General features: G+C 63.0%; 15 protein-coding genes and 1 tRNA gene. 7 read left to right on the top strand and 9 right to left on the bottom strand.

The genetic code is table 11. The annotated features are described in order from the left end of the window. Nucleotides 1-73 precede the first annotated feature (73 nt). The 4 genes from WDM94_03270 to WDM94_03255 all read right to left on the bottom strand — a co-directional run bounded on the left by WDM94_03270 (nucleotide 74) and on the right by WDM94_03255 (nucleotide 4,641). Complete coding sequence (locus WDM94_03270) at nucleotides 74-1,258, bottom strand: substrate-binding domain-containing protein (protein MEJ0011645.1); 1,185 nt, start codon at nucleotides 1,256-1,258, stop codon at nucleotides 74-76. Between the two features lie 63 nt (nucleotides 1,259-1,321). Continuing rightward, on the bottom strand, nucleotides 1,322-1,786 hold the full coding sequence (locus WDM94_03265; protein MEJ0011644.1) for a nuclear transport factor 2 family protein: 465 nt from the start codon (nucleotides 1,784-1,786) through the stop codon (nucleotides 1,322-1,324). A 56-nt stretch (nucleotides 1,787-1,842) separates the two neighbouring features. Further along, nucleotides 1,843-3,486 (bottom strand): FAD-dependent oxidoreductase, encoded by a 1,644-nt coding sequence (locus tag WDM94_03260; GenBank protein MEJ0011643.1) that lies wholly within the window; start codon nucleotides 3,484-3,486, stop codon nucleotides 1,843-1,845. Between the two features lie 525 nt (nucleotides 3,487-4,011). Beyond that, complete coding sequence (locus tag WDM94_03255; GenBank protein MEJ0011642.1) at nucleotides 4,012-4,641, bottom strand: restriction endonuclease; 630 nt, start codon at nucleotides 4,639-4,641, stop codon at nucleotides 4,012-4,014. A 457-nt stretch (nucleotides 4,642-5,098) separates the two neighbouring features. On the opposite strand from WDM94_03255, the gene WDM94_03250 reads away from it, so the two are divergent. Both WDM94_03250 and WDM94_03245 read left to right on the top strand, forming a co-directional pair. Further along, nucleotides 5,099-5,827 (top strand): hypothetical protein, encoded by a 729-nt coding sequence (locus tag WDM94_03250; protein ID MEJ0011641.1) that lies wholly within the window; start codon nucleotides 5,099-5,101, stop codon nucleotides 5,825-5,827. A 247-nt stretch (nucleotides 5,828-6,074) separates the two neighbouring features. Beyond that, nucleotides 6,075-6,851, top strand: coding sequence for a ParB/Srx family N-terminal domain-containing protein (locus WDM94_03245; GenBank protein MEJ0011640.1), 777 nt, complete (start codon nucleotides 6,075-6,077; stop codon nucleotides 6,849-6,851). Between the two features lie 61 nt (nucleotides 6,852-6,912). On the opposite strand, the gene WDM94_03240 is transcribed toward WDM94_03245, so the two are convergent. The 4 genes from WDM94_03240 to WDM94_03225 form a co-directional block, all read right to left on the bottom strand. After that, the gene (locus WDM94_03240; GenBank protein ID MEJ0011639.1) at nucleotides 6,913-11,310 is read right to left on the bottom strand and encodes a filamentous hemagglutinin N-terminal domain-containing protein; all 4,398 of its coding nucleotides are present in this window, start codon (nucleotides 11,308-11,310) and stop codon (nucleotides 6,913-6,915) included. Between the two features lie 12 nt (nucleotides 11,311-11,322). Beyond that, nucleotides 11,323-12,954: a ShlB/FhaC/HecB family hemolysin secretion/activation protein gene (locus WDM94_03235; protein ID MEJ0011638.1), complete on the bottom strand. Its 1,632-nt coding sequence runs from the start codon at nucleotides 12,952-12,954 to the stop codon at nucleotides 11,323-11,325. A 147-nt stretch (nucleotides 12,955-13,101) separates the two neighbouring features. After that, nucleotides 13,102-13,401 carry a hypothetical protein gene (locus WDM94_03230; GenBank protein ID MEJ0011637.1) on the bottom strand — a complete coding sequence of 100 codons (300 nt, stop codon included), beginning with the start codon at nucleotides 13,399-13,401 and terminating at the stop codon, nucleotides 13,102-13,104. 564 nt (nucleotides 13,402-13,965) lie between these two features. Then, a tRNA-Ser gene (locus WDM94_03225) sits at nucleotides 13,966-14,055 on the bottom strand. Nucleotides 14,056-14,245: 190 nt separating this feature from the next. On the opposite strand from WDM94_03225, the gene WDM94_03220 reads away from it, so the two are divergent. The 4 genes from WDM94_03220 to WDM94_03205 are packed head-to-tail and all read left to right on the top strand — an operon-like array spanning nucleotide 14,246 to nucleotide 16,629. Next, entirely contained in the window at nucleotides 14,246-14,560 is a 315-nt protein-coding gene (locus WDM94_03220) for a hypothetical protein (GenBank protein MEJ0011636.1), read from the top strand. A 60-nt stretch (nucleotides 14,561-14,620) separates the two neighbouring features. Beyond that, entirely contained in the window at nucleotides 14,621-15,292 is a 672-nt protein-coding gene (gene msrA, locus WDM94_03215; protein ID MEJ0011635.1) for a peptide-methionine (S)-S-oxide reductase MsrA, read from the top strand. Nucleotides 15,293-15,304: 12 nt separating this feature from the next. After that, nucleotides 15,305-15,730: a hypothetical protein gene (locus WDM94_03210; GenBank protein MEJ0011634.1), complete on the top strand. Its 426-nt coding sequence runs from the start codon at nucleotides 15,305-15,307 to the stop codon at nucleotides 15,728-15,730. Between the two features lie 50 nt (nucleotides 15,731-15,780). Continuing rightward, entirely contained in the window at nucleotides 15,781-16,629 is an 849-nt protein-coding gene (locus WDM94_03205; GenBank protein ID MEJ0011633.1) for a CHAD domain-containing protein, read from the top strand. Between the two features lie 224 nt (nucleotides 16,630-16,853). Here the strand turns inward: WDM94_03205 and mepA are convergent, their stop codons facing one another. Further along, nucleotides 16,854-17,798: a penicillin-insensitive murein endopeptidase gene (gene mepA / locus WDM94_03200; protein MEJ0011632.1), complete on the bottom strand. Its 945-nt coding sequence runs from the start codon at nucleotides 17,796-17,798 to the stop codon at nucleotides 16,854-16,856. Between the two features lie 210 nt (nucleotides 17,799-18,008). On the opposite strand from mepA, the gene WDM94_03195 reads away from it, so the two are divergent. Further along, nucleotides 18,009-18,371, top strand: a complete 363-nt coding sequence (locus WDM94_03195; GenBank protein ID MEJ0011631.1) for an STAS/SEC14 domain-containing protein — start codon at nucleotides 18,009-18,011, stop codon at nucleotides 18,369-18,371. Nucleotides 18,372-18,578 lie beyond the last annotated feature (207 nt).

Here is an 18,578-nt window from a genome sequence, read left to right as displayed (position 1 = left end):
CCCCTTTGGGATCAAGACGGGCGCGGATTGAACGATCCGCGCCCGCCGAACGTGGCTTACCGGAAGCGAAGAGTCACGACTTCGGGAACATCGCCTTCAGCATGTCGCCGTCGATGCGGGTCGAGCCCGAAGCATCAAGCGGCAGGTCCGGATTGCAGATGCCCTTGACCACCGGCCGGAAACGGAACGGCACATCGACAACGGTCGGCACATCCTTGCCGGCGAGGTGCATCATCGCCGCCGTCAACGCGACGCCCGACTGGAAGTTATGACCCGAGGCAAAGAAGATCTTGAAGTCCGGGTCGTTGAGCTTCTCCCAATCGCAGAAGAGGCCCTGCTCGTCGGTGCGCAGCGCGACCGTCAGTGCCGGCTTCTTGCCGGCTTCCTGATAGGCGCGCAGGCCGCCGCGGAAACCGTCCGCGTATTCGTAGACGACGCCGTCGACGCTATCGTTCTGAGCGAGGAAGCCGGACATCGCCTGGAAGGCGCCTTCCTGCGTCCAGTTGGTGTCGGCCTTGCCGAGCAGCTTCATGCCGCCGAGCTTGGCGATCTCGTCGTCCGAGCACTTCTGCCAGCCGGCGCTGAGGCCGTTGCCAGGCGTGCCGCCGAGCTCGACCACCGAGATCGGGTTCTTGCCCTTCTCGCCGTCGGCGACGGCATCGATCATGCCGGTGCCGAGCTTGCACAGGTCTTCGCTGACCGTGGTCAGGTAGTCCTTGCCGGCATCGCCGCCGACGTAGGTGCCGTTATGCAGCACGACAGTGGCGCCGGCGGCGGTCGCTTCCTTGATCGAAGGCAGCAGCGCCGTGCCCGCGTCGGCGAACACGACGATGACGTTCGCCTTCTGCGCGGTCAGGCTGCGCAGGTCGGCGATCGCCTTGGTCGGGTCCGAACGCGCCGAGGTGTAGATGATCTTCTTGATGTTCGGATAGGTCAGGGCCTCCATGATGAATTCCATCTTGGTGACCTGACGCCACACGTTCTCGCCGAAGCCGTCGGCGAGCGCTACCGTTAGATCGCCTTGTCCGGTCTCGCAGACCGAGTCCTTCCAGCATTGCAGCGCCAGCTTGCGCTGGGCGTCGGTCAGACCCTTGGCGAAGCGCGTGAACGACTCGGTGATGACGGGATTGACGTCATTCGTGCCGAGCGACTTCATCTCGAGCTCTTCGGGCGTCGCCGCTTGCGCCGCCATGCCGGCGGCCATCGCCAGCACCGCGCCGGCGATGCCGGAAACGGCCCATCTCTGAATTACCTTCATTGGATTCCCTCCCGGGGATGTTGCTGTTCTTTGTGTCTCAACAAGTCACATGTCTTGCAGGCACTACTTGCCCTTTAACCAGGGGTATCGCGCGGTGTCCTTCCCCGCGTAGTCCGGATCGAGGTAGATGAAGCAGCGCTGGATCTTCCAGTCGCGAATTTCGAACACGTCGCACCAGTTGCCGGCAGCCCATTCGGGCACGCCCGCCCGCCACGGTCCGTCCTTGTGCTCGCCGTGGCTGGTGCCTTCGCACACGACCACATCGCCGCCGGAGAAGATCCAGTTGAAGTGCGAGTAGTGGTGGACGATCGACTTCAGGGTGCCGCCGACATCGCCGAAGCACTTGCCGATCTCGTCCTTGCCGCGGGCGAGGCCCCACTTAGGGAAATAGACCTGGGCGTGATCGTCAAACAGATCGAGGATGGATCCGCCTGACGACGTAACGCCGCCGTTGTCGAAGGCCTTCAGGTACTCGATGGCCACCGACTTGCGCTGCTCGTCCGTCATCGTCTGCTTGGTCAAAGCCATTCCGGTCTTCCTCCCTAGATCCGCAAACACTCCGAGCGATGTTTTTCTTCGTTCGTCTACGCCGCCACCTCGCGATTGGCCGCGTTAGCCGCCAAGTAGGCGAACGCCATGAAGGGGCCGAGCGTGGCGCCGCCTGCCCAGTACGCCCGGGCCGAAGCCGAAGCGACGCAGTTGCCGGCGCCGTAGAGTCCGGGGATCGGCTTGCCCATGGCGTCGAGCACCTGGCCGTCGGCGTTGGTTGCCGGCCCGCCCTTGGTGTCGAGATTTCCGCCGGTCATCAGCGTGGCGTAGTACGGCCCCTTGCCGGCAAGCGGGAACATCGTCGGATTCTTGCCGGTCTTCGGCGCCGTAGGCCCGTTGAACAGCAGCTCGACCTGGCGCTCGCCGCGCTGGAAATCGAGATCCTTGCCGGCCCTGGCGAGCCCGTTGAAGCGGCTGATCGTCGTCTTGAGATTCTTGCCGAAATCGTCGGCGACTTTCATGTTGCCGATCTGGCGGGAATATTTCTTGACCCGCTTTTTGATGTTCTCGACCAGTTCCTCCCACGTCGCGCCTTTGATGACATGCGAGCCGTCCGCGCTCTTGGGCACGATGAAGCGGCCGTATTCGTCGCTCGCCGAGTGGTCCTGGCTGCGCTGGTCCCAGATCGCGACCAGCACCAGGTTGGGGTATTCCGACGTGGTCGGATCCCACTTGAAGAAGGCCTGCGCCGACTCGTTGTAGGCCAGCTTCTCGTTGCTGACGCGCTTGCCGTGCATGTCGACGTAGATCATCGAGTCGCCGGAGGGGGAGAACGTGCCGATCAGCGTCGCGTCATGCTTCAGCGCCTTCTCGAGCACGATCGGGCACATCCACGAGTAGTTCATGTTGCGCAATTCCGCGCCGACCGCCGATCCGATGTGGACGAAGTCGCCCTCGTTCGTCGGCGCCGCGCAGCCGCCCATGACCGGCGCGCTCAGATAATTCTTGCGCAGGTCAACGTCGTGGGTGAAGCCGCCCGAAGCAAAGATCACCGCCTTGCGCGCCTTGAAGCGCTGCGTCTTGCCGGCGGCATTGTCGGCCTCGACGCCGACGACGCGGCCATTGCTGACGATTGTCCGCTGTACGCGATGACTGGTGCGGATGTCCGCGCCCGCGGCCTTCGCCGCCCTGCTCATCGTGATGATCGCATGCGCGCCGCCATCCGACATCGAGTCGCGCGCCTGCTTGGTGACCAGCACACGCCCGAGCGGCGCCTTGTCTTCCGGAATCTCCGCCCAGTAGTCGGGCACGCCCGCGCAGTGGCGATATTCCAGCGCGCCCTTCTTGTTGAGCAACTCGACGGCGGGTGAGGCGTTGTCGTAGATCGCCGCGCACGCCTCGTATTCCCATTCGCTCATGCCGAAGCGCGGATGATTGGGATCGTAAACCTCGGGGCGCGAGAGGCGCGCCATGTAGCGTATGCAGTCGTCTTTCTTGTCTTTGAGGCCCATCGCACGCATGGGCTCGTTGTTCGGCACCCAGTACCAGAAGGCCGCCTTCTGCGTCGTGCCGCCGAGCTGCGCCGCCTTCTCGAGCAGGAGCACCTTGTTGCCGTGCCACGCCGAAAAGCACGCTGAGGCGAGGCCGACGCCACCGCCGCCGACAATCACGATGTCGAACTCTTCGTCGAACTTCCCTGCCGCGGCCGGTGTCGGCGACTGACGGGCGATAGCTCCCACCTATTTTTCTCCGTGTATTTCCCCGCCGAACGCGTTGGAAGAATCGTTCAGGTCAGCAGCCGCGGATAATGTCCCGGTAGGCAGCGATCCGCGCATGACGGCATCTGAAGCTAGCCTGAGCCGCGTTGGCCCTCCTGCACGTTCCCGCCCTCTATCTGCCCAAAACGCGCCCGTCTGCGAAAAGGGGCGTGGCGACGGGCCGGAGGTCCCCGGCTGCCGTTTGACAAGGCAGCCGGAGGCGCCCACCGGGTTTTTGCGGAGGCCGCCCGCAAAAGACCGTTCCGGTCCAAAACGAGCTCAGCTCCGATTGATCCGCTGACTTGACGTCAGCAGGGCGGCGCCGCGCGTCAGACAATCTGGCCGTTGGAAAGTTTCGCGGCTATCGACGGACGCCGGCGCGATGGTACCGCCGACCCTAGGCCACGCCAGCACAGCGCTTCGAGGAAGTGCATGGCAGGCCGCCGCCGGTTTGGCCCGAAGCTGCTGCCGAGCGCATTCTTATTACTCGACCGTCGGAATTTGACTTTACGTTCTCTTCCGCAAATCCCGAAGCCACGATCTGAGGCCATCGCCGTTCATCAATTCCAAGCGCGTCGGGATTGATGGCTCGATGAACGGGTCCGTCGAGATGCCAGGCGCAAAGTCGGACGTGGTGACGATGATGCCCTTTGAGGCGTCGCGCTCGTTGCCGAGTGCACCGAGCAGCGCCCTGGCGTCGTCGTGGCGGACAAGCCGGCCCGGACTGTAGGCCTTCACCGACCCCAGTATCTTGACGCTGCCGACGCCGTGCTTCGTCGCGATCACGTCGCGGCCGTGGTCGCCTGATCTCGGTGTCAGGATCACCTCATCGTAGCCGGCCTTGTCGAAGGCGCCGGCGACGATCTCCTCCCATTTGTCCTTCGCGCGTGACCAGTCAGCGCCAAGAAAGTCGACGATGTTCGTCCAGATGGGCACCGTGACCTTGTACCAGCAAGCCAGCAGGCTGTGCCCATGAGCAGACACAACGCCGATCAGTTCTATTGAGGCGTTAGGGCTAGCCGCCTCGATTTTGTCGGCCAGCTCTCCGACGTCGAAGCCCCTATCAAACGCGCTACCAAAGTCGCCGCCGAGAGGCGCGCTGCCAAGTGGCCCCGATCCAAGGACGGTGCATTCCAATCTGGCGCGCGCCGTTCACGGTAAGGCAAACATGGGTACGAACTGTGGAACCCGCGCCGTTAACTCGCAATTCTCCAGCATTTTCGATGCGATCTGGCGGTGGAGGCAGTCACCTGCGAACTCGTCTCTCCAGGTAACAGGGAAAGAAACAGGAGATCAACAAAGGTAGTCGGCGCGGCATCTCCGTGATTGCGATCAATTCCTTGAGTTTGCGGCTAGTTACGATTTGTCGAGACAGGCCAGTGCACCTCGGAACAGGGGCCGAACAGGGAGACCCTAGAATTTGGAACCCTCGGATCGTTCCTTCGGCCGGAACGTCAATAAGGATGGTCGAATGGCCGTTACAGCTTGACGTCTGCGCGATCACATTATTCACTCAACCTGAATTGATGACTAATCAACCGCGACTCTGATGCCAATAACATTGCGAAAACGGCGACCAACCGCCAAGGCGCCAGTGAGGCGTGCCCGCGGCCAGCGGGCCCATATAAGCCGCGCCTCCATCGTTAAAGCCGCCGCGATCCTCATTGAGGAAGATTCCCACTTCTCAATCCAGGACCTGGCGAAACGGCTGGGCGTAAAGACGGGCGCCATTCACTTCCACTTTCCTGGCGCCGGAGCCAAGCAGCAGCTCATGACCGAAATGGTGCGAACGGTCCTGCAGCCGCTCGGCCGCGGATTCAAGCCGAGCGAGTCCGGTTACGACTACCTCCACAGCCTTTTTTGGGGCGCATGGCTCATTCTTCGCGAACATCGCAACTTGGCGCTGTCTGTCAGCGCAGAACTATCCAACGACTTTCTCATTAGCCCTCCATTGCTCGGACGGACGCTCGCCGCGCTGAGGGACGCCGGCTTATCCGAAGACGATCTCACGGAAGGCGTCGAGCTAATCATGGCAGGGCTTATGGGCTTTGTGTCACTCGAGTTTCCACCGCAGCGGTACAAGGTCACCTCCGACCGGGAGGACGACCTGGCGACCGGGCTGCGCAGCCTGCCCGAAGACACTGACTATGCGATAGCGAAAGAGCGTGCCGCCGATCTCATCGCACGCACTGTGGAGCGCCTTACCCGCCTCAGCGGCACGAAGGCCAAAAGGGCATCTGCCGATCGCTTCGCGGAATTCGTTCTCCGTGGACTTGGGCTGAGGTCCACCATGGCGAAACCAAGACAACGCCCGCGCGCGTAGTTGATGAGTAGTCAACTGTAGCTGCCTGATCGCGGACTGTACCAACTTCATCAACGCCCTCTTGCGCGCGTCGTCCCTCAGTTCATTCTAGCCGCGAGGGCGCGAATATATTTCGCGATCGTGGTGCGGCGTCGCGGACGTCGAACTCCACCCGGTCGCCCTCAGCAGCTCGTAACCCATGTTGAAAAATCCACGGACGCGGCACGTCGGTTGACGCACGCCGCGCTACCAAGCTGAGGACAGACCTATGAAGCGCGCAGAACGAAAGAAGCACACCCGACGTGTCCCAAAGCCGGCGAAAAAGCAGCCCGAGGGCGGATCGATTTCCGGAGAGGCCGCCAGCCGGGCGCTGGCGATTGCGGCCGACCTAAGCAAAACGGTCGGCGCATCGGCGATTGAGTTCGTGCCAATCACCGCGATCCGACCGAACCCGCGGAATGCCCGGCGGCACACGAGCGACCAGATCGAAAGGCTGGCCGCCAGCATTGGCGCCTTCGGTTTCATTGGTGCCCTCATTATCGATGACGCCAACGAGTTGCTGGCTGGCCACGCTCGTTTGAAAGCGCTGAAATTGCTCGGCTATGAGGTCGTTCCTTGCATCCGGACTACCAATCTCACGAAGGAAGCCAAAGAGGCCTTCGCAATCGCCGACAACCAGTTGGCCCTGCTAGCGACATGGGATGATCCGCTTCTCAAGGACATTCTCTCCGAGCTCTCCACCAAAGACCTCGAATTCGAACTCGAGGCCACGGGTTTCGACACGGTAGAGTTGGACCTGCGCACTGGTCCGGAGCCGGACCCGTACGCCCGGAGCGGCGACGCCGACGGCTTCTCGACCGACCCCGATGACCTGCTGACAGAGCCGACGGATGATGAACCGGCGGTCTCGCGACTCGGCGACATCTGGCTTGCCAAAGATCATCGCATTCTGTGCGGGGATGCGCTCGATCCCAAGAGCTACCGCGCACTGCTCTTGGATAGCGCGCCCGCTATCCAGATGGTGACCGAGACGTGGCAGAGATGATCTGAGAGAGCAGGCAACAAGTGGAAGCGGCGACGCGCTCGCCGCCACCCCTTCATCGCGGTTAAGGCGTCTTACTCACAAAAAACATCGCGCCTGTATGCTTTATGGGTCCTGTCAAGTCTTTGGCAGCGCTGCCTGTGAACGCTAGCTTGCGGCTGTATGAGCTGTAGGCGAGATCAATGAAGTTCTTCAAATCGTGCTTGTCAGCGCCAGGATAAAGCAGCTGCTTGTCGTATACGATCGTCGTACCAATCAACGCTCCGCCTGCGCCAACGATGTCCGTTGCGATCTGCAGGTTAAGAACCATCGCGTCGTTGTGGGCTTCGCCTGGCGCGAACGTGACGCCCTCGGGGTTAAATGTCACCGCTGGCATGTTGAGTGTGGCTCCGACGTAGGCTGCGAGTGATCCGCCGAGAGAGTGCCCGGTCACGTATATGGGAACGTTGGGTTTAGCTCGCCTCACGGCTTGCGCTAGCGCATATGCGACTATGTATTGAAATTGACCCGCCGAGGAGCCTTGGGTGTGGAGTAGGTTTGGGATATTGGTGCCAACCCAGTCAACAAACGTCGCCGGGATGTCGTGCCAAGAAGTTGTGCTGCCCGCGAATGCCAAGATGACGCGCCCGTTCTCGACATCCACAGCAGCGTCGAAGCCCCACGACTTAAATAGTGCGATGTCACTGTCTGAGACGCCCACCTGAGAAAGATAGTGTGTCCAATCGGCCGACGCGCCTGGATGGTAGGCCGCATCGGACCAAGCGACGAATGGCTGCATCGACTGCAGCAGTTCATACGCCGACGTAGCGCCGTCGCCCCCCGTCCACAGTTGAACTCCTTCGATTCTTGATTGGCCCGCGGCCGTCACAAGGCTGGGAATGGAGACCGCTCCCATGGGCGGCAAAGCAGGCGAGCTTGGATGCGGCGCCTGGGTTGGCAACGAATACGAAACGACCTGTCCATTCGCGAGCGCGAAGCTTTGTGTCTGGGACGTTCCGTAAGGATCAGCCGGCGCGATCGCGCTCTGACCCTGCCACGAGAACCGCGGATAGGCGCCGGAAACGATTGCCCAGGACGCTGGATCAAACCCGGCGGGTAGAGCTCCCTTCAGCTGAGCAGTGCTCCGACCGGTGCCTCCGACAGAGCTGCTGCGGCCGGTAGTCTGTGTGTCCCAATAGGAATTGACGACGACGCCTACGGAAATAGCCGGTGGTGGCCCCCAAACAAGATTGCCTAACGCGACGAGACCTCCCGCTGAACTACCGCTGCCCGCGGTAGTCTGCCCTGTCGCGTAGGCTTCCGTAATGTAGCCCGCGTTGGTGCCAACCAAACCACCGACCCAGCTATTTGCTCCTGCCGAAACCGGCCCGGTCGAATATGCGCGCAGTATGTAAGAGTTATAGGTGAGTGGTGGGGCGAGGCCCTCATTCAGGCCCACGAGACCGCCAATCGAGCTGCCTGGGCCCCCGGTGACGGCGGAGCTGGTGAAGGCCTCGGTGATGACGCCCACATTAAATCCAGCAAGACCACCACCTGCGATCGCGCCAGAACTGACTACGTTGCCCGTCGAGTACGAGCGCAGGATCATTCCAACTCCACTTCCGCCCCCGAGCTGATTATTGTTCACCCCGACGAGTCCGCCGGCAAGGCTGTTGGTTTCCGCCTGAACGTTGCCTGTCGCATAGGAACCTGTGACGGTTCCCTGGTTGTTGCCGACAAGGCCCCCAACAAAACTGCCAACACCACCACGCACTGCGCCCGTCGCGTGCGAATTCGCGATCAAGGTGCTGGTAGTGAGATCACTCGGATCGAAGCAGCAGTTTCTGCCAACCAGTCCCCCAACTGTGGCGTACGCACCGCCCGTGATGCTGCCGGTAGCGTAGTCATTGGACAGGCCGCCACCCATGTTCTGGCCAACAAGCCCTCCGACCGCGGGTATGCCGCCGAAAATCGTGTTGCCTGGTGCTGTCACATTGCCAGTGGCGTACGAGTTCGTGATCGCGCCGCCGGTTTGCTGACCGACGAGACCACCGACGTATGAAGCGACATATGCCGACGACACCGCCGCGGTCGAATATGACGCGTCGATATAGCCGGGTCGAAATCCGACTGTTGGGTTGGCAATGCCGTCGAGTCCTACAAGGCCCCCCACAGCGGCAGGCAACAGGCTTGGCGCTGTCGTCGTCGGAAGGGCAACGGTTCCCGCGGTAAATGATCCACTTATGTGGCCCTCGTTCACACCGACCAGTCCACCGGTGGGGCCAGTACCCAGCACAACGCCTGAAACCGCAACGCCAGTGACGGCGCCTCGATTGACGCCGGCAAGCGCACCAACCGGGAAACCAGACGAGCTGATATTGGTAACGGATATGTCTGCGAGACTTATATTCCTCACAGACCCAGTGTCATCGATTGAGCCGAACAGGCCGACGAATGGGCCCGGATTTGTTATCTTGAGTCCGGTGATGGCGTGGTTGGCTCCGTCGAACACGCCCTGCAGCAAGTTGATCGGAACGAATCCCATGCCGCCGTTCCAACTTGCCGTCTCACCGGCACTGATGTTGTTTGCCAGGACATAGTTTTCAGAGCCGCCAAGACCCTGCAGGCCATAGATGTCGAAGACCCGGTATGGGCTCGCGATCGAACCGTCACCACCGTTGAAGCGCTTGAAGGTGCCGCCCACCAATTGAAAATCATCGGCATGAAAAGCCACTGGTGTTCCGGGAGCTAGCGGCGCCTGTATCCAGTTTCCGCTTTCCATCCGGAACGTGTGAACGTTGACCGCAGCCGTAGCTCCGATTGAGTCCGACCCAGCAATTGTCAGCCCCCCATTTGACGCGGTGATAGGCTGAAAGATGGCGATGAGACCGGCATCAGCCAGCGTCAGGCTGTGACCGCTGTTCCACGTGAGCGGCGTGTTGACGGCGATCACGTTGGAATTCGCGCTGCTGTCGCCGGTCGAGACGATGACGTTAGCGGATGCCAGCGCCGCCAGAAGCGTCGATCCCTTTAGTACGGAAAAATTGGTGGTTGGCAGATAGTGTGTTTCGCCAGGCGAAGTCGTCGCCGTGGTTGTATCTGTCCCGCTCGCGTTGATGTTTATGCTTCCCGGGTCGAGCAGCAACGTGCCCTGTGAGCGTCCTCCGGCGAGTTCGACGGAGCCGCCGAAGTCCAGGCTGGATTTGCCTGAAACCTCAACAAAGCCGCCGGCGCCGGCCTTTCCGCCGGACGCGCGGACGGCGCCTTGAAAGGTGGTCGCGTCGTCCGCCCAAACCACAACCTTCCCACCATCGCCTGTTTGAGTGGCCGACGCGTCGATCGAGCTCGCGCCATCGACAATGACGGTCGAGGCAATCGCGACAGGAGTTGCTTCAAGCTTAGCTTTCGCAATACCGGCAACTTCGGTGGCCGGCTTTCCGCCGCCCGTATCGCCGCCGACCAGTACAGTGCCACCACCTGCGGCGCCGGAAGCGTCTAGCGACGCGACGGCAAGTCCAATCGCCTCGCCCGTGATCTGAATCTTGCCACCGGTGTCGCCGCTCACAGTGCCCGCGACCGACAGTTTCCCGGACACCTTCACACGCTGCGTCGGTAGCCCAGCGCTATTGCTGGAGGTGGTGGCCGCTCCCAGAACGATGCGGCCGTTCCTCCCGCCGACCGAGTTCGCCTCGATGACGCCGGTGTTGTTGATTACTGAGTCGACCACCTTGCGCGCCGCCGCTGCGGTGAGTTGCACTGTGCCGCCATCGGCGCTGATCCTGCCGGAGTTTTTCACCAGCGCGTCGAGCGTCTCACCGGTCTCCGCGTCGCGCACGGTCGCGGCCGTCGCGGCGTCCACGGACAGACTGATTAGATCGTCGCCGTAGAAATCCAGCGCAAAGGCGTTAGCGGACGACAGTCCGACATGGCCCAGTTTCGCAGTGATGGTCCCTGAATTGCGGACGCCGGGAGCCACCAACGCAGCAAAGCCTCCCGTTGTTGCGGTGATACTCCCCGCGTTGACAATGGATGCATCCGATCTGCCCGGCCTCGTGAACGCGTACCGGCCGGCCATGAAGTCACTGTTGTCGATGTCGTTCGTTGTAGCGACCAAGCCGCCGACATCGACCTTCGATGATGCGCCAAAGAGAATCCCGTCAGGATTGATCAGAAAGATGCTGCCATTCGCCTTCAGGCTACCGTTGATGACGGAAGCGCCACCGCCGACGACTCTGTTTAACGTGACCGAACTCGCATTCGGCTGCTTGAACAGCGTGGTCTCGCCGGCGCCGATATCAAACTGCGTCCATTCGATGATGGCCTTGTCCGTTGACTGGTTGATCGTGACGTTTGCCGTACCCCCGCCTGCCACTGACGCGCTGCCGGCCGTGACAGACGAACCGATCGGGTTGGCCACGACGGTCTTGCCGCTCAACGCGGTGAGTGTCGCAACGGCCGCGGCAAAGAAGAGGCGAGTCCCCATGCGCTCGTCTCCTCAGAATCGCGCAGCGGCGGAGAAAAAAAAGCGCCAGCCGTCGTCGTCCCGTCCGGACAACGGCTTCATCGCAGACAAATCAGCGTTGAACACGCCCTTGCTCAGCCGCACGCCCCCGCCGGCCGAGGAGCCGTCCTGGGCGAGCGGAGTGCCCGCCGCCGGCGCCAGTCGATAAACCGCCCCATAGTCAATCGAGGCGTAAACCTGCAGCGTGTCAAGGATCGGAAGAGATTTCGCAGGGACGTTCGCCCGCAATTCGCCACTTACCGACCAGCAGCTGTCGCCTGTTATCTCAGACGGATCGAATGCGTGGCCGATGTCTTTGCCGCCGTAGCCGCACTCCTCCGGCGCCAGCAGCGGCGTAAACGCGTACTGTCCCTGAACCGCGCCAAAGGCAGAGAAGCCGCCGGCCAGCGGTTTCGTCAGGCTTAGCGACCCTTCGAGGTTGGAAAAGTCCACGCGGCCGTTTTCGCGCGAGGCCAATGAGTTTCCGTTGGTGGTACTGCCAAGCCCCTCGATGCCTTGACTGAACACAAGGCTTCCCTGCGCGATAGCGCCGGAGCTGTTCGCGCGATCGAAGTCCGCCCTAAAACGAATTCCGCGCAACCGATCAACGCTGCTCGGGGCGCCCAGAGTGTCGCCCTCATCATTGGACAAGAACGCGGTAGCGCTTAGCGTAACATTGCGCTCGCGCTCCCTGACGATCGGCACACTAAGGCCGAAGTTGAGGGCGAAGCTTTTCGATGCGAACTCAATTGCTTCAAGAGGCGCAGTACCAGGCGAGCCCCAGCTGTAGTTTGTACTGGCAGAAATCGTCACACCTTCGCCGTTGAGAGTCTGTTTGTAGTCGACGGCGGCGTAATGCAACTCCTTTAGTTCAGTCGTGCCCGCGATGCTGAACGTGGTCGACTCCCATAAGTGCCAGGCGTTGTTGAACGTCGCGCTGGCTTGAAACTCCCACGGACCACGCGGCTCGGTGCCCCGATTGTCCACGCGCACCTGCCGTTCCAACGGCGTAGCTCTGACATCGACGATCAGCGTGGATGCCGCGGGATGGTCAACCGACGCCTCGAAGCGCGAGCTCACCTCCGACCCGGGAAGGTCGCCAGCCAACAAGAGGTAACGCCCAATTGTCTTTATGTTTGCTGGGCGCTCGCTCGTAATCTTCATCGAATAGTACGATCCAAACCCACGGCCGCCAGTCAGCGCTTCGGGCCAGACGACGCGATCGATATACCCTTCAACGATCTGGATGGTGACCGTGGCGTGTTGCGGATCGAGTTCTTGCGGCGGGACGATCGCCCGCGACAGGACGAAGCCGTCGTTGCCATATTTCGCGGTGATCTTCTGCGCGAGACTGTAGATATCAGCCACCGATGCAAGCTTCGATGTATCGCCGATCAACGATGCCAGCTCCTCCGAGTCGTAGATTGTCGAACCCAAGACCCGCACAGCCACGATCGTGACACCGAGGGCCGCTGCCCCAGGTGGAGCGATCGCGGTCGTTAGAGAGAGCGTTGACCCTAACGGCTTGGACTTGGCCGGAGGCTGCTCGCTGAACCGCTCGCGCTCACGCCCTGGAAGGTCGGACGATGGAATTTGCGCGTGCGCCGCCGGCACGACGGCAAGCATTAGTGCAACGACATAAGCAAGAACTCGATACAGCACCGCCGCTCCCCCAACCCAGCGTTGATGCTAACTTTGGGTTGTGCGTTGAGTCAACGCGCCCATAGTCTCAAGCCGAGGAGGCCCCGGGGGGTTTGGAAATACTCTTCACCCTCATAGCGGCAGCAAACGCCGTAGTCGGCTGCGCGAGTGCGCAGCGAACGTGTAGGACTGGAATTGCAGGAGCGCACGATAGTGAGGTGTATGCATCACGAGCGGCTTGTCGGCGATGCTCGGCGTTACCACGCCGACGCGCGTATCCTTGATCATCGCCGCATCGAACGCGCGGCGCGCGGCCTCATCGTCCCACAGATGGGAGTTGGCGACGACTACGCCGTCAATGTCGGAAGCGTGCCGATCAAGCTGACCTGAGATCGCCGCCGCCTGGGCATCGTCGATATGATGCAGCCGCATGAACGCGTGCTCGTTGTCATCGAGCTTCGACCCAGTTGCGAATGTTCCGGATGACGCGCGATTGCGCCATCATGTAGTCGATCGTCTTGTCCCAATCCGTCACGACAGGATGAAGTTGCCGTACTTCGAGAAGATGCGCGCCATGTTGTCGGCGAAACGCTCGACCACTGTCTTGCGCGAATACGGGTCCAGATCCGAAGGTGCTGGCAAACTGCTCGCGCCGCTATTCGAGCAACTGGTGGACGGCAAATAAACGCATGCTCGCGGTAGCGCGCTGTGACCGTCGGTTACCGAAACGCGACCGGCTCGACGCTCTTCGCTTATGCCTCGCGCTCGATCGCTGAAGCATTGCTAGCAACGTCGGCAACGGCGTCCATTGGTCGGCACAACCGTACTACTTTGCGAGCCTCGGAGAATTCAGCCCGCCAACCTCCGCGGACGGCCCGAATTCGGCGGCCATTCCATGGGCGGAGAATTCTGCGCGCGCGAAAAGGCGCCGCTTTCAGCCACGTTTCGTGGGTAGCGCCCGTGTCTAAAAGACTATTGGACTCAACTACTTAATGCTGGCGGAGGGAGCGGGATTCGAACCCGCGTTACGGTTTCCCGCAAACACGCTTTCCAAGCGTGCGCCTTCAGCCACTCGGCCACCCCTCCGCTTAGAGGGGCGGCACTATAGCTACCGTCCCCCCTCTGGCAAGCATTCACGGCCGGTCGCGGAGAGTTGACGGGCGGCCCCGTTGCGGCAGAAATGCGCCATGACCACTTATGCGAAGCCACCGGGAAAGCAGCGCGGCGGGGCCCTGAGCCCCAAGGAAACCCGCGGAAATGCAGGGTGGCGGCGGGTATGATCGGGTTCGTTTCGCGCTTTGTCGGATTGTGGTTCGTGGCCGGCGCGCTGGTCGCCATCGTCGTCGATGCGGCGAAGTCGATCGGAGCCTCGTCGCTGACCATGACGCCGCTCGGGACCGCGCTCTTCACGCTCGCGCCGTCAGCACTGGTGGCGGCGCAGGAATTCGTGCAGCAGAGAATCGGAGCCTGGCTCTGGGATCCGGTCATCCAGTGGCTGCTGCTGTTGCCGACCTGGGCCGTGCTCGGCCTCGTCGGTTTCCTGCTGACCTACCTCGGCCGCCGGCGGCGCGTCAGAATCGCCTACGCCTAGGTCGCCTTTAAACAAGCAACAATAAGAAACGCCGGGTCGCTCCGGCGAAAGGAGAGACGCATGAACATTCTCGATTTCGTAACCGGCCGGAAGGACCTCTCCCTGCCGACGCCGGAGACCGCGCTGCCCGGCCGCGCCGAGGCGCTGCCGACGGCGGCGACGCATTTCGTCAATCATCATCCGCTCAAGGGACCTTATCCCGAGGGCAGCGAGATCGCGGTGTTCGGGCTCGGGTGTTTCTGGGGCGCGGAGAAGGCGTTCTGGAAAATCCCTGGCGTGTGGGTGACGGCGGTCGGCTATGCCGGCGGCGCCACGCCCAACCCGACCTACCGCGAGGTGTGCAGCGGCCGCACCGGGCACAATGAAGTCGTGCAGGTGGTCTACGACCCGAAGCAGGTGAGCTTCGCGCAACTGGTCAAGGCCTTCTTCGAGGCCCACGACCCGACGCAGGGCATGCGCCAGGGCAACGACGTCGGCACGCAGTACCGCTCCGGCATCTACGTCGCCGACGCGGCACAGCGGAAGGCCGCGGATGCCGCCAAGGCCGACTACGAGAAGGCGCTCGCCGCCAAGGGCTACGGCAGGATCACGACGGAGATCGTCGAGCGGCCGGCGTTCTACTTCGCCGAGGACTACCACCAGCAGTACCTCGCCAAGAATCCGCACGGCTACTGCGGGCTTGGCGGCACCGGCGTCGTCTGCCAGATCGGCACCGGCGTCAGCGTCAACTAGCGGCGATCCGCGATGCGACTTTGCGAGGCCGGCGGGCAACCGCCGGCCTTTTTCGTGCGCCTCAGGCAGGACGGCAAGCTCGGCATGGTCAACGTCGAAAGCATCGGCGGCAATCTTCTCGTGCAGCATTATCTGGCGGATGAATCCGGACCGAACCGCTTCGTCATGCGGTCGAAGAACACGCGGGTCTATGTATCACACCTGATGCCGGCGACGATCGAGGTGATCTGGACGGTCGAGGTGAAGCCGCTGACGGCGGCAAGTTCCAGCTTCCGCTGCGCGGTCGAGACGCTGATGCCGGCGGCGCTTGCCGCCATGTCGACGCTGACGCTGCTGCCCTGTTTCCTGGCCCGGCATACGCGCGAGGAAACCGGCGGGTTTGCCGCCGACATCAGCCGCAAGATCGCTGCCGGCACTCTGGACGCCGCGGTTTCCTAGTGGATTCAACGGGGTGGTCTCCGGCGGCGCTAGCCGCTAGAAACCGGCCCATGGCGCATCGGCTCGGCAAGAACGAAGAGCCGGCGAAGGCCCTCCTTCGCCTGACGCTCGTGGACCTTACGCAGGCGGCGCGTGATTTCCGCAACGCCGCCTCGCGCGAGGAGCGCGTGCACCGCGTGCGCCAGCGGCTGAAGCGCGTGCGCACGATCCTGCGCGTGCTGGAGCCGGCCTACGGTGAGCGGGTCGTCGCCATCCGGCGCGACCTCAGCGAGACGGCGCGGCTGCTCGCCGGCACGCGCGATGCGGACGTCGCCGCGGCCTCGGCGCGCGACCTTGCCACCACGGTCCCCGACGACGATCTCGGCCTGTCGCGCGTCGTCTCGACGCTCGACGAGGAGGCGGCGCGCGCGCATCACGAGCACACGCCGATCGGCGAGGTGAACCGGCGGCTGGCGGCGGCGATCGCGGCAATCTCGACCTTCGGCGACGAATACGACGGCGATGCGCTGATGACCCAGGCGCTGCGGCGCACGTACGCCAAGGGGCGGCGCGTGATGGAGCGGGCGCGCTCGTCGCTCTCCACGCCCGACCTCCACCGCTGGCGCAAGCTGGTCAAGCAGCTCTGGTATCTGCTGCGGCTCGACCGCAAGCGCCTGCCGAAGCACGCCACGAAGGTGGCGCCCGACCTCGAGCGGCTCGGCGAGGTGCTCGGCCAGGACAACGACCACGCGCTGCTCGCCGAGAAGCTGGCGCTGTCGCCGACCGGCGACTTCTCGCTGATGAGCCAGTTGTCGCTGATCGCCAAGCGGCGGAACGCGCTCGAGGCGGAGGCCTTCGAGCTTGGCGCGAAGATTTTCAAGCGCAGGCCGGAAGGGTTTATGGGGCGCCTGAAGCGGTAGCGGTTTCGTCGCTCCGGGCGACTAAGCGCGCCCCCTCGCCTGTCATCCTTCGGCGAGGCCGCAGGCCTCGACTGGGGGACCACCCTCACCCCGGCTGTCCGTTCGGTGTTTGCCGAAGCTGGTCCTCCGGTCGGCGCTACGCGCCGCCGAAGGATGACAGCAGTGGACGGGTAGCGGCCCAAGCTGGAGAAGCGGCCTTGTCGGACGCCGGGAATGTACGCCGGCTAGTTCGTCGCCGGCCTTAGCCGCGGCAGCGGCACGGTTGCCGCTTCCGCCGCCGGCTTCGAGCGGCCGTCATAGAGCACGTCGGCGCAGGCCTTCGGCAGATCGGCCAGCGTCAGTTCCGGAGGCGGTGGCTTCGGCTTTACCGGTTTGGTCGGCTTCGGCGGCGGCGGGGGCGGCGGCTTGAACCAGTCGTCCAACGAAGCATCGCAGCCGTCGCCCGGCGGCGGCGGCGCCTGCGCCTCGCAGCCGGCGAGGCCCGGCGTACACTGCAGGCGGACGTGGAAATGATCGTCGTGGCCCCACCACGGGCGCAGCTTGCGCAGCCAGGCGTGGTCGCTCGCGGGGACCGTCTGGCACAGCTCCCGCTTGATCGCGGCGCTGACGAAGATGCGTTCCACTTGCGGATAGGATACGGCGCGCTTCAGCAGAAGCGCGTAGAGCGGCGTCCACTTGCTCTCATCGACCTGCAGCCTGCCCTTCACCAGCAGCGACGACGCGCCCATCTTCTCGCGCTCCTCGGCGGTGAGCGTGCGATCCGGCATGGGCGTGAACCAGATGTCGCTGTCGAGACCGATCTGGTGGCTGGCGTGGCCGGTCGGCATCGGGCCGCCGCGCGGTTGCGACATGTCGCCGACGAGCAGGCCGTTCCAGCCGTCCTTGGCAACATCGGCGGAAAATTTTTCGAGGTAATCGACGAGCTGCGGCGTGCCCCAGTGGCGATTGCGCGACAGGCGCATCACCTGCCAGTGCGGCCCGTCGAGCGGCAGCGCCACCGCGCCGGCGAGGCAACCCTTGGCGTAGAAGCCGATCGAGCGCGTCTTGCCGCTACTCGGCGTATCGACGTGGCCGAAGAGCTGCTTGGCGGTGATCGTGCCGGCGGCGCCCGCGGCACCGGCGGCGGCGAGCCCCACTCCCACAATCGCGGTCCACAGTGCCGCGCGCATCGCGTTATTCCCCCGAATCCTCGAATGCCGCCCGGCACTTCCGATTATCGCGCGAAATGCATTTGCGACAACCCTCGCCGTGTCGCAGGGGGCGGCGCCCCTGAACCGTCCAAATTTCGCGGCTGTATAACCACGAAGCTGTCAACAAAGCATCGCACCCTATATCTACGGATGCACATCAAGGCCGGGTGATCAGAGGAGGCCAACCTGATGTTCAAAGCGATCGAAGACCTGCCGAAGGGCGCCGTCGGATTCGAGGCGCACGGCCGCGTGACTGACGCCGACCGCCACACCGTGCTCGAGCAGACCATCGAGTGGGCGCTGGAATCGGCCGACAAGGTGCGCCTGCTCTACGTGGCCGCGCCGGATTTCGTCGGATACGAGCACAGCGATCTCTACGACGACGTGATCTTCGGGTCGCGCCACTTCGCCGATTTCGAACGGATCGCGTTTGTGGCCGACGAAGGCCCCTACACGCGCTCGGTCGAGGCGATCGACGGGCTGATGCCGGCGACGGTCCGGATCTTCCACAGCGACGAGATCGGCGCGGCGAAGGAATGGCTGGCGGCGTAGTCCCGGCGACGATCGTTTAACCATCGTCGCAAGTGTCGCCAAAATCAGCAGATGCCGATTTGGCGAGCGGATTCGTCCGCTCGCCCGCCTGACGAGACGGATGCATTGTCAGTAATGTCCGTCGTCTTGCCCGTGGACTCGGCAGGCGGCGCGCTATTGCACAAGCGATGAGCGGCCGATGACCGCCTTCATCATCGGTCAACGATC

Source organism: Bauldia sp. (assembly GCA_037200845.1).
In the GTDB taxonomy this organism is placed as follows: domain Bacteria; phylum Pseudomonadota; class Alphaproteobacteria; order Rhizobiales; family Kaistiaceae; genus DASZQY01.
The sequence above is the reverse complement of the archived record's forward strand: the minus strand, read 5'-3'. Positions and strand labels throughout refer to the sequence as shown.